Source organism: Chryseobacterium sp. AC405b (genome assembly GCF_979258685.1).
On record NZ_OZ409877.1, the window covers coordinates 3275796 to 3288608 of the forward strand.

Annotated in this window: 9 protein-coding genes; 1 reads left to right on the top strand and 8 read right to left on the bottom strand. The window is 37.9% G+C overall.

Annotation, left to right across the window (positions count from 1 at the left end; all coding sequences use genetic code 11):
- Positions 1-170: 170 nt before the first annotated feature.
- Positions 171-854 (top strand): NUDIX hydrolase, encoded by a 684-nt coding sequence (locus ACZZZA_RS15630; RefSeq protein WP_463433316.1) that lies wholly within the window; start codon positions 171-173, stop codon positions 852-854.
- Here the strand turns inward: ACZZZA_RS15630 and ACZZZA_RS15635 are convergent.
- From ACZZZA_RS15635 to ACZZZA_RS15670, 8 genes are all read right to left on the bottom strand, one after another.
- A complete protein-coding gene (locus ACZZZA_RS15635) occupies positions 851-2758 on the bottom strand; it encodes a DUF294 nucleotidyltransferase-like domain-containing protein (protein ID WP_463433318.1) in 1908 nt (635 codons plus the stop codon). The two genes, ACZZZA_RS15630 and ACZZZA_RS15635, sit on opposite strands and share 4 nt — an antisense overlap.
- Before the next feature lie 52 nt (positions 2759-2810).
- Positions 2811-3437, bottom strand: coding sequence for a 3'-5' exonuclease (locus ACZZZA_RS15640; protein ID WP_463433320.1), 627 nt, complete (start codon positions 3435-3437; stop codon positions 2811-2813).
- Between the two features lie 77 nt (positions 3438-3514).
- Positions 3515-5242 carry a sodium:solute symporter family transporter gene (locus ACZZZA_RS15645; protein ID WP_463433322.1) on the bottom strand — a complete coding sequence of 576 codons (1728 nt, stop codon included), beginning with the start codon at positions 5240-5242 and terminating at the stop codon, positions 3515-3517.
- Between the two features lie 2 nt (positions 5243-5244).
- Complete coding sequence (locus ACZZZA_RS15650) at positions 5245-6402, bottom strand: aldose epimerase family protein (protein WP_463433324.1); 1158 nt, start codon at positions 6400-6402, stop codon at positions 5245-5247.
- A 20-nt stretch (positions 6403-6422) separates the two neighbouring features.
- Positions 6423-7919 carry an L-arabinose isomerase gene (gene araA, locus ACZZZA_RS15655; protein ID WP_463433326.1) on the bottom strand — a complete coding sequence of 499 codons (1497 nt, stop codon included), beginning with the start codon at positions 7917-7919 and terminating at the stop codon, positions 6423-6425.
- A 124-nt stretch (positions 7920-8043) separates the two neighbouring features.
- A complete protein-coding gene (locus ACZZZA_RS15660) occupies positions 8044-8742 on the bottom strand; it encodes an L-ribulose-5-phosphate 4-epimerase (protein ID WP_463433328.1) in 699 nt (232 codons plus the stop codon).
- Positions 8743-8948: 206 nt separating this feature from the next.
- Positions 8949-10646, bottom strand: coding sequence for a ribulokinase (locus tag ACZZZA_RS15665; RefSeq protein ID WP_463433330.1), 1698 nt, complete (start codon positions 10644-10646; stop codon positions 8949-8951).
- 183 nt (positions 10647-10829) lie between these two features.
- A complete protein-coding gene (locus tag ACZZZA_RS15670; RefSeq protein WP_463433332.1) occupies positions 10830-12812 on the bottom strand; it encodes an alpha-L-arabinofuranosidase C-terminal domain-containing protein in 1983 nt (660 codons plus the stop codon).
- Position 12813: the final 1 nt, after the last annotated feature.

A 12813-nucleotide genomic window follows, 5' to 3' on the forward strand; every position in this document is an offset into this window, starting at 1 on the left:
ATTATTAAATGACAGAAACGTTAACAATTATGCCCCAAAATCTTCAATCATGTTACTAAATCTCCAAATTTCTCACATTTCCTATTTAAAGTGTAAGTATCACATTTAATAATTTTTCCCGCAATTAATCTACTAAAAGACTTAACTTTGTAGTAAAATATATTTTAACTGTGAAAGAATATCTAAGATATCCGAAACACTATGTGGCTGTAGACTGTATCATCTTTGGATTTGACGGTGAAAATCTGAAAATTCTTTTAGTGAAGCGGGATTTAGAGCCAAGAAAAGGCGAATGGTCGCTGATGGGTGGGTTTGTTGATGACAAAGAAAGTTCCGACGAGGCAGCCTCCCGTGTTTTATATAAATTAACAGGTTTGAAAGACATTTATCTTGAACAACTTAACACGTATACGGAGATAGATCGTGAGCCGACCGTCAGAATAATGTCTATATCATACTATGCTCTAATCAACATTGCCAAGAATATACATATCAATGAACAATACAGTGCTAAATGGTTTGATCTTAAAGAAATTCCGGAACTTATTTTTGATCACGATGCAATGGTTCGAGATGCTGTCTTGCGATTAAGAAGAAGAGCCACAACAAGACCCATTGGTTTTGAACTACTGCCTGAAAAATTTTCAATGAAAGATCTTCAGAATCTTTATGAAGCTATATTTGATGAAAAATATGATAAACGTAATTTCACTAACAAGATTAATGCATTAGATGTTTTAGTTAAAACCAGCGAAAAAGACAGGAGCTCATCTAAAAAAGGATCTTTTCTGTATACTTTTGATGAAGAAAAATACAACAGGAAAATCGCAGAAGGATTTATGTTTAAGATTTAAAAAGTTCCGGTAAATTTCATTTTGATTCCGATCTGGAAATTGGCTATAGTTTTAAAAATTTCGACTAATGTCACTTTCTGAATCTTCGTAAGTTCATCAATCTGAATATAATTATTGGGCTTAATTTTCTCAATTCTTATTTGATCAGATTGATTTTTTAATCTTAAAGACATTAGATAATAGTACGACTGATATAATTCGTTGTACTGAAGTTGTGTAAAAACATCCAACTCTTTCAATTTTTTCATCCGTTCACCAGTATTTTCAAGATCAAGTTGGTTTTTGAGAGAGTAAACTCTTATTAAATCAACAATGGTGGAGATCGCTGTTTTCACATCGAAAACCTCAGAATTCCCTACGGTCTGCGTTTTAATTCTTTTTAAAAAAGTAAGCGGCGGCTCATACTGCAATGCATTCTTTGCAATATGAGCAAAGAAAATCTGATTAGGCGAAACCAATTTTTGTCTGATAAACTCCTTCAAATCACTTACAATAAATTCATCACCGTATATCAGGCGAAAATCAAAAAATGTAGAAAATTTCATCGCATTTTCGGGCATACTTCTTTCGATCCATTCCTCATAGTTTCTTTTCCAGTGAGAAAGAGAATGAGTCCATTTCGGGTTGCTTGCCATAAAATTACCTTTACAGTATTCGAAACCAATCATATTGAGGTCGTCTGAAACTTTTCTAGCAAAATTTAAAAAATACTCCCTCACATAATCCCTATCTTTCTTAGCTTTATCCTCATAGATGATCCCGCTGTCCTGGTCTGTACTAAGAGTCTGCTCCTTTCTACCTTCACTGCCTGTAACAATGAAAGCAAATTTTGCCGGTGGCTTCCCTATCTGGTGAATAACTTTATCTATTACCTTACCTGTAATTGTATCAGCAATTGTAGTAATCACCTTGCTGGCAATTTCACCGTGAACTCCTCTTCCTAAAAGCTGACTAATTATAGCAGGAACCTGTTGCCATTTATTTTGAAATTCATCGAGACTTTCTGCAAGTTTGACCGACTGAATAAAGACAAGTGGACTTTGAGCCTGCTCGCTCAGTAACCGGTTTCTGCTTAAAAAACCGATGTATTCTCCCGCTTTTTGAACCAGCAGGTATCTTGACTTCGTTTGAAACATCAACAAAATGGCCTCGTATAAATATGAATTGCTGGAAATACTGACGATTGGATTATCCATCACATTTACAATAGCAGACTTCGGATCCAGACAGCTTGCAATCACATTATCCCGCAGCGTAATATCAGTAGCATAACCAACAATTTCATCTGTTTCAGCATTGCGTATAAATATACAGCTTACTTTATTTGATGCCATTATTTTGGCAGCCTCAAAAATTGGGGTATTCCCGTCGCATGAGACAATGTTTTTATAAGTAATTCCTTCTATTTTCCTTGAATACAATTGGTCTGCTGCAAAATAACTTTCTTCAAAGGTAGCAGGCGTTTTTACAAAATGTGAAAACTCATCATCGAGCATTTTTTTACCAAAATCTGAGGTAAAGAAGTGAAAAAAAACTTCGTAGCCTGTACATAATTCAGAAAACTCTTTTTTAGGTAAAGTATAAATCACAGTGCCTTTTTTGGCTATGGCCGATTTTAATGCTCGCACTCTGTTGAGAACAACTGAAATACCTCCGAAACAATAAGGTGAATGATGAGTCGTAATGCATCTCTTATTTTCTGACCTGTCGAAAAAAAAAGTTTCATATTCTCCTGAAAAAATAAGATCCACACCAGTCATTTCTGTGACTTCCTGACGGTATACCAAAGTTTCTTTTAAAAATTCTTTTCTGGTTAATGTTTCTGAAATTTCGATAAGAACTGTTTCAGGTAACACATTAAATGGTTCCGTAACCTTTAAAAGTGAAATAATTTTCTCATCCATAATAGTCATTCAATACTTGCAAAGTAAGATTATAAAATCTATACATAATAACTTAGAACTTCAATTTACAAATAATTTTCTGATGTATCTGGTCAAAACTTTCTTCTGCTATTTCTCCGCGTCTGTACATTTCGAAAAAACACTTGGAAGTCATTTCTGCGTCAATGAGTGCGTCATGAGAATTTTCCATTTTTGAATCAAACAGGAATTGATAAAGTTGAGGCAAACGCAAATACTTTATTGCGGGATTCAGGACGTACTTTTCGCTTTTCAGCATTGTGCAGTAAAATCGACTTTGATAAAAAGGATTTTCTAAACCGGCTCTGTAATAGTCGCAACTTAACGTATGAATATCAAATTCTGTAAAATGGCCGATAACTAGAGGTTGATATTGAACAATATCTTTTCTGAGCTTATTTAAAACAAATATCCGATCTCTCCCGTTTATGCTTAAAAACTCGTTTGTAATTCCATGAACCGTAAGAGACTGTGAACTGATTTTTAAATCTTCAATATCAATAAAGAAATTTTCTCTTTTTACTTCAATACGATTTTCATCAGTCAAAATCCATGCAAGCTGAACTGTGGAAGGCCAATTGTCTGTAGCAGAATAGGGCAGGTTCCACCGTTTTGGTATTCCGCTAGTTTCAGTGTCTATAAAAAGGAGATATTTTTTCAAGATATATTAATGAAAAATTATAATAAAAAAAGACAGAATGTCAACAGATGACATCCTGTCTTTTATATTATTTTAAACTACCAGAATTTAACATACAATGCAGTCAATAAAAGAATTGTAACTACGATCATCATTAACGTTCTGTTGTCCACTTTGAACATGGTTGCATCTATCTCAAACGCTTTTGGATTCACCTTCGGACCTGCTAAACTTATCATTACCATTACGGCAACCGTGATGAAGAATGACCATCCCATATTAATCAAAAACGGAATTTCTGTAATTGTTTTAACTACTCCACCTTCTAATTTTTCATAGGTGAAAGCGGTGTATAACCAAGTTTCTTTCCCGAAAATATCTACTGCAAAACTGTTGAAGAAAATGGCCATTAAAAAGCCAAGTAAAACTCCCACAAGAGCTGCTGTTCCTGTGGTTCTTTTCCAGAACATTCCCAAAAGGAACATTGCAAAAACTCCCGGACTGATAAAACCTGTATATTTTTGAATAAATGTGAAACCGCCTTCGCCGCCAATTCCCAGAACGTCCGTCCAGGTAAATGCCAGTGCCAAAGCCATTGCAATGATAATTGCCCATCTTCCGGTTCTTACCATTTCAATTTCTGTTGCATCTGCTTTCAGATATTTTTTATAGATATCTAAAGTAAATATTGTCGAAATACTGTTGACTTTACCTGCTAAAGATGCTACAATTGCCGCTGTAAGAGCTGCAACCGCAAGTCCTTTTAAACCTGACGGTAAAAATCCTAGAATGGCTGAATAGGCACCATCTTTTACTCCATTATAGCCTGGCAAATGTCCTTTTGTGTACAAAACATACGCTGCAATTCCTGGAAGCATAACGATAATCGGCATAAATAATTTCAGAAATCCTGCGAATAAAATACCAGTTCGGGCAGTTTTCAAATCTGCTCCTAAAGCTCGCTGAGTAATGTATTGATTACACCCCCAATAATTAAGATTTACAATCCACTGACCTGCAAAATACATCGCCAAACCTGGCAGAACCACGTATTTCTGAACACTTAGATTTTCCGGCATTGCCAATGTTGTTGTAGTAACTGTCGGCTTATCAAGCATTAATTTGAAATGTTGTGGTGCTTCACTCATCAAAGTCTGAAAACCTGCAAAAGCGTTTCCTACCGCTGCACCATTAATTCTCTGGTCAACAATCTGAAGCGCCATATAAACTGTGGCAAAACCTCCGATGATTAAAACAGCTACCTGAATCACATCCGTATAACCAATTACCTTCATACCTCCGAGACCGATTAATAAAGCCATCAGAAGTAATCCAATCATAATGATATGAAGATTATCTCCACCCAGTAAAGTATCAATTGCCAGAGCTCCCAAATAAAGAATCGAAGTAAGGTTTACAACTATATACAAAAACAGCCAGAAAACTGCCATTATCAGTGAAACCGACTTGTTGTAACGGGTTTCTAGAAATTGTGGCATCGTGTAAATCTTATTCTTAAGATAAATCGGAATAAACCAAACGGCAATAATAATCAATGCGATAGCAGCAATCCATTCGTAAGCCGCAACAGCAATTCCTACAAAAAAACCTTCGCCACTCATCCCAATAAACTGTTCCGCCGAAATATTGGAAGCTATTAAACTGGCTCCAATTGCCCACCAGGTAAGAGATCCTTCGGCCAGAAAATAATCTTTACTGCCTGTTGTTGCAGATTTTTTTCTGTTATAAATCCAAATTCCATAACCGGCTACTACCACAAAGTAAACCAGGAAAATGACAATATCAATAGTTGCTAAATTTCCCATAACTATTTTTTAACTGAAAATTTGTAAATCGTTTTTGTCTGATACTTTTGTCCCGGCTTCAGCTCCGTTGAAGGAAATGATGGTTGATTCGGGGAATCCGGAAAGTGCTGCGTTTCCAGGCAAAAACCGGTTCGGTATTCATTTTTTCCACTGGTTTTGGTATCAAATTTTCCATCCAAAAAATTTCCTGAATAGAACTGAACGCCAGGTTCGTCTGTTAAAACTTCCATCATCCTACCTGATTCAGGATGAAATACTTTTGCGATGCTTCTCATTCCGCTTCCATTCAGAATCCAGTTGTGGTCGTAGCCTCTTCCTTTTTTAAGCTGATCATCTTCTGAATTGATGTCTTTCCCGATTGGTTTTGAAACTGTAAAGTCAAAGGGAGTTCCTTTTACAGCTTTCTGTTCGCCTGTAGGAATCAATGATCCGTTTACAGGTAAGAATTTATCTGCATTGATCTGCAATTCGTGGTCGGTTACTGTTTTATTAAATTTCCCTGAAAGATTAAAGTAAGAATGTTGTGTAAGATTTACAACTGTTGCCTTATTTGTAGTTGCTTCGTAAGAAATTTCCAGAGAATTATCGTCAGTCAACGTGTACAAAACAGTAGCTGCTAATTTTCCGGGATATCCTTCTTCACCGTCTGCACTGGTATATGTGAGTTTCAACGTGGGGAATTTTGCATCTTTTACAGGTTCAACAGTCCAGAATTTAGTATGAAATCCTTCTTTACCGCCGTGTAAACTGTTTGTTCCGTCATTTTGATCGATGCTGTACGTTTTTCCTTCCAGAGTAAAGTTGGCATTAGCAATTCTGTTTCCGAAACGGCCAATTAAGGCTCCAAAATAATAGGAATTTCCAGTGAAATAATCTTCAGGCTTTGTGAAGCCTAAAACCACATCTTCATATTTTCCGTTTTTGTCGGGTGCAGTAAGTGATGTGATAATTCCTCCAAAATTGATGACTTCCGCCTTCATTCCGTTTTTGTTGGTCAGGGTATATTTTTTAATGGAATCGCCTTTCGCCGTCACCCCATAATCTGAAACCTGTATATTCTCCATATTCTCTTTTTGAGACTGATTATTATTTTCTTTTTTACTGCATCCGAAAATACTCAAAAGCGCAACAATAATCAGGTTATAACTTATTTTTTTCATAGTCTGAATGATTTGCAAGATTAACGATAATAAATTTCATTCCAGCGAAGTGTATTTTTGAAATCGCGGATTTTGGTATCTTCATCAATAACAAGAGATTCAATCCCTGCCATTTCTGCAAAATCTTCCAACATCTCTGCACTAATGTTCTCACTGTAACACGTGTGGTGCGCTCCACCCGCTAAAATCCACGCTTCAGCAGCAGTGAACAAATCCGGAAGCGGTTTCCAAAGGACTCTTGCTACAGGAAGTTTTGGTAATTCTTCAGTTATTTCCAATGCTTTTGTTTTGTTGATGAGTAGTCTGAAATGATTTCCGAAATCCATTAAAGCAGCATTGAGAGAATCGATATTTCCTCTTGAATTGAAAACCAAACGAACCGGGTCAGCTTTCCCGCCAATTCCCAGCGGATGGATTTCACAAGATGGTTTGTCTGTCGCCAAAACAGGGTCAACTTCCAGCATATGTGAACCTAAAACTGAAGGATTTGAAGGATTAAGATGATAAGTATAATCTTCCATAAAAGCATTTCCGCCTTCCAGACCTTGTCCCATTGTCTTCATTGCTCGAACCAAAGCTGCTGTTTTCCAGTCACCTTCCCCGGCAAATCCGTAACCTTTTTCCATTAATCTCTGAACAGCAATTCCAGGAAGTTGCTCCAGACCGTGAAGATCTTCAAAAGTATCTGAAAAACCTTTAAAGTTTCCATCTTTCAGAAATTTTTCTAAGCCTAATTCTATTCTTGCCGCCGCTTCCAGAGATTTTCTGTTACTTCCGCCTGAAAGAAGAGATTCGGCCATTTTATATGACGTTTCATATTCCTCCATCAAAGTTTTGATTTCGCCATCGCCAATAGAATTGACAACGCTAACCAAATCACCAATTCCCCAAGTATTTACTGAAAATCCAAATTTAGTTTCTGCTTCTACTTTGTCGCCATCTGTCACAGCAACATATCTCATATTATCCCCGAAACGAGCAAATTTTGCACCCTGCCAGTCGTCCCAACCTGCCGCTACACGAGACCAGTCGCCAATTTGTTTCTGAACTCTTTCGTCAGACCAATGACCAACCACCACTTTTCTGTTTTTGCGGAGACGGCTTACCATAAATCCGAATTCACGGTCACCGTGAGCAGCCTGATTCAAATTCATAAAATCCATATCCATCGTAGACCACGGAATATCCTGATTGAACTGCGTATGCAGATGCAGCATTGGTTTTTGCAAAGCCGTCAGTCCACGAATCCACATTTTTGCAGGTGAAAAGGTGTGCATCCAGGTTACAATTCCGATGCAGTCTTTTGCAAAATTGGCGGCTGTAAGTGTTTCGAAAATTTCTTCCGTCGTTTTTACGGTTGGTTTTAAAACCACTTTTACAGGAATTGATGAAGAAGCATTCAGGGCTTCGACAATTTTCTGTGAATGTTCGGCGACCTGAGCCAATGTTTCAGGTCCATATAAATGCTGACTTCCGGTGATGAACCAGATTTCTTTTGTATTGAGAGGTGTTAACATATTTTTAGTTGATGGTTGTTAGTTGTTTATTTGTTGATAGTTATTTATTGATAGTTTATTGTAATTTTTTATTATTCAAGTTCTTTACAATATTTAAATTGAGGTGCCAATTGCCAGAAGCCGTTTATTGACCGTAATAGGCGTCTTTGCCGTGTTTTCTTTCGTAATGTTTTTTGATGAGAGAATCTTTCAGACGGGGGGCATTTGGGTTGATTTGTCTGGTGCGATACGCCATTTCGGCAATCGTTTCGAGGACTTTGCTGTTGTAAACGGCTTTGTCCGCATTCTTTCCCCAAGTGAATGGTCCGTGATTTCCGATGAGAACCATCTCCACTTCTTCGTAAGACAGTTCTTTTTCTTTAAAGCAATCGAGAATCTGGATTCCGGTGTTGTATTCGTAATTTCCTTCGATTAAATCATCACGCATTGGTGGAGCGCAGGGAATATCTTTTGTTAAGTGGTCGGCGTGAGTAGTTCCGAAAATTGGAATATCCATCTGAGCCTGCGCCCAAGCGACAGAGTAAATGGCGTGGGTGTGAGAAATCCCACCAATATTTTCCCAGTTTTTGTAAAGGTAAGCGTGGGTTTTGGTGTCTGACGACGGTCTTAATTTTCCTTCAACCACATTAGCATCGTAATCTAAAATCACAATATCTTCTGGTTTTAAAAGTTCGTAAGGAACGCCGCTTGGCTTGATGGCAAAAATTCCTTTTTCACGGTCGACGGCACTTACATTTCCGAAAGTGTAAACGACCAGCTTCAAGGCATCGAGCTGCATATTGGCTTCATAACATTCTCTCTGGAGTTCTTTATAGATGCTCATTTTATTTTTATTAAATGATTGAAAGATTAAAATTATTTGACCGTTTCTAATTTTAGGTGTTAGTTTTTGGTTGATGGTTGTTGGTTTATTTGTTGTGAATATTTAACAGGTCGCTTCTACGAGGCTTGTATTATTTATCTATTGGTTTGCTATTAACAGAGGCACTTCTATGGAGCTGGCAAAAGCCTATTTGAATTTTCTATCAACTACAAACTGTCAACCGTCAACTTCTTCTTTGACTTGATATTATTTTCATTGAAATCAGCAAGAACCTGATATTGATTCATTAATTCTGCATATTTCTCTACGTTTTCTGTCTGTGGGAAATATTCGGCTTCGAAATCGGAACCCATTTTCTGACTTGCTTCCTGAACATTCGGGTAAATTCCTGCGGCAACGGCGGCATAAATTGCTGCTCCTAAAGCCGGAGCCTGATCGGAAGCGGCTACTACAATCGGCATATTCAGGACGTTTGCTAAGGTCTGCATTATGAAAGGTGATTTTCTGGCAACACCGCCAATTCCTATTACTTTTTCGATTTTCACGCCTTCTTCTTCGAAACGGTCGACAATTTTTTTGGAACCGAAACAAATGGCATTCACTAAAGCTTTAAAAATATGCGGAGCTTTTGTGCCGAGTGAAAGATTGCTGATCGCCGCTTTCAACTCCTGATTGGCATCGGGTGTTCTTCGGCCATTAATCCAGTCCAGAGCAATTGGAACGGCTTCGGATAGAGGAATTTTTTCTGCTTCCAAAGTGAGATTTCGGATGAGATTGTGTTCTATTTCTTCTTTTAGAAGTTGTTTTTGATTTTCATCAATGATATGGGATTTCATCAAAATATTTTGTGTCGGCCACAACAGAATATCTTTGTACCACGCCAATAAATCGCCGAACGCTGACTGACCAGCCTCCAAACCAATCAATCCCGGAATAACCGAACCATCTACCTGTCCGCAGATTCCTTTGACGGTTTTCTCTTGGATAATTTCATGTGGTGCTACCATAATATCGCAGGTGGAAGTTCCCATAATTCTGATGAGTGTATTTTCCTCGACTTTTGCTCCGACTGCTCCTGAGTGCGCATCAAAGGTTCCGACTGCAATCACGGTGTTGGTTGTTAATCCCAATTTTGCAGCCCACTCTTCGTTTAAATTCCCTGCAATCTCATCGGAAGTGTAAGTTTTATCGTACAATCTGTCACGAAGTTCGGCTAAAGACGGGTCTAATTGAGATAGAAAATCTTTGGAAGGCAATCCGTTCCACGACTCGTGCCACATTGCTTTGTGACCCGCTGCACAACGGCTTCTTTTGAAAGTCGCCAAATCCTGATGGTCGGAAAGAAGAAAAGTGATGTAATCACAATGCTCCATCCAGCTGTGAGCTGCATTTTTTACATTTTCATCAACTCTGTTGATGTGAAGAATTTTTGCCCAAAACCACTCAGAAGAATAGATTCCGCCTTCAAATTTGGTGTAATCTTCTCCGCCCCAGTTTCTTGCCAAATGGTTAATTTCTTCCGCTTCATCAATGGATGTATGATCTTTCCACAAAACCATCATCGAGTTCGAATTCTGTTCGAATCCGGGAGTCAGAGCCAGTGCAATTCCGTCTTTATTGACAGGAAGCGGTGATGAGCCGGTAGTATCAATACAGATGCTGACGATATGTTCCGGTACTACTCCACTTTCTTTTACAATGGTGGAAATGGTTTGTTCCAATCCTTCAATATGGTCCAACGGATGCTGGCGAAACTGATTGACTTCGGGCTTACAGAATTTTCCGTCTTTCCATCTCTGGTAGTAACTAACGGAAGTGGCGAGTTCTGCGCCGTTTTCTGTGTCAATCAAAACGGCACGAACGGAATCTGTTCCGTAGTCTAAGCCGATAACGTATTTTTTCATTAACGAAAGAGATTTATTCGATTATTGTAACAGTCAGCAAAGATTTGGCGGTAAGTTTTCGTAATACTTAAAGATATCTTCACATTTCTGCTTTTGAGATAAAACAAATATAAGATTCTATTTTAAATAAATGTAATATTTACACTTATTTTTAATATTTCCTTTATTGATGGTAGTTCTGCGCTATTTAATCTTTAAAACAACTAAAGAATTGGCCGGAATATCCACCGAAATTTTCCCCTTTTTTAATACCGTTGTTCCTTCAATAAGTTTAATATTTTCGGTTTGGAAATTATTTTCATCATTAAGAGCCGGAGCAGTCAGGATAATTTTGATCATCATACTGCCTGGCTTTATATTTTTCGGAGTGATTTCAACTGAAGTCTGCTGTGCATCTGAATTAACAATTTTGACGATGGTTTCACCGCTTTTACTGTCTTTTACTGCCGATGCGTAGAGATTATTCTGGCCAGTTAATGCTTTTCCGTTGTCCGAGATTTTAATTAAATCAGTTCCTTTATTGTTGGAAAATAATTTCTGAACATAGTAATTCGGAGTGGCATAAGATTTCAGATTATTAAACCAAATTAAATCCGGTGTCCATTGCCAACCGTCTGCGTGTGCCAAAAGCGGTGCGTAGGAAGTCATCGTAACGACGTCTGCATTTCTCTCCAAACCAGTCATAAAAGCGGCTTCCGAAAGCGCAGTCTGCCAGTTGTTTTTGTTGTCAGGTTTCACAACACCGACTGATTGTGCGGCATATTCTCCGGCAAAAACTTTTGGCCCTCTCCTATCGTATTTATCGTATCTGTCGGCGTTTTTTAAAAACCAATCGGGAGAATTGTAGTAATGTTCATCTACGATTTGTGCATTGAGTTTTTTGAGCTCTTTCCATCCGTATTCAAAGAATTCGCCGTCGGGCGACGGTCCGCTTCCTGAGATGATTTGGATATTCGGATATTTGTCGTGAATGGCTTTTTCAAAAACTTTGTACCGTTCAATATAATCTTCGCCCCACTGTTCGTTTCCAACGCCGATGTATTTCATATTAAATGGTTCGGGATGTCCCATTTCAGTACGTACTTTACCCCATTTTGTGTTCGAGTCTCCATTGGCAAATTCAATTAAATCTAAAGCATCCTGAACGTAAGGATTTAAATCTTCCATTTTCACCAGTTCTGCAGTATTGAACTGACACGCCATTCCGCAACTTAAAATTGGAAGAGGTTCTGCTCCCAGATCCTCCGAAAGCTGGAAATATTCATAAAAACCTAATCCGAAAGACTGCCAGTAATCCGGAGTAAGACGGTGGGCAAATCCGTTGTTCCATTTATTGATGAGATTTTCACGGTCTTCCACTTTTCCTACAGTTTTTTTCCATTGGTAGCGTTCTGCCAAAGTTCTTCCTTCAACAATACATCCTCCCGGAAAACGTAAAAATCCTGGTTGCAAATCATATAATTTCTGAACCAGATCTTTTCTTAAACCGCCTTTTCTTCCTTTCCAGGTATCCTGTGGGAAGAGCGAAATCATATCCATATTGACCACACCTTTTCCTGTAAATGTTATTTGTAATTTTGCTTTTTCAACCGTCGATTTTGGAGCGAAAACCAAACTGTATTTTTGCCATTCGGCGCCTTTAATAATTGTTGAAACGGTCGATATCACTTTCCCATTTTCATCAACTAAACTTGCATTGACTGCAGAGATGTTTCCTGAAATGTTGTTTAAATTAAAACTGAAATCATATTTTTCGCCCTGATGTAGCCCGATTCCCCTGAAACCTTCGTTGTCCAGAATATAATTTTTGTCATTGTAAACCGTGATTCTTGCGTAGTTTTTGTTGGTTTTAGACTTGTCTGTTATAATCGTCAGAAAACCTGAATCTAAATTAGGAGAAAGTGTTTTTGTATTTTGCTGTTTCCAACCCATCAACGATTCGTCAAATTCAAAACTTCTGTTTTTGATCAGTTCTGCATAAATTCCACCATCTGCTGCAAAATTGATGTCTTCGAAGAAAATCCCATACATCGTTGGCTGAATTTTGATGTTGGTGGAAGTTCCGTCTAAATCAAGAAAGTGCTTTGTGACATTACCTTTTTGAGCGGAAAAGAAGGCTAAGCTTAAAGAAAATGCGGTTGCGAATATTTTGGATTTTGTTTTCATT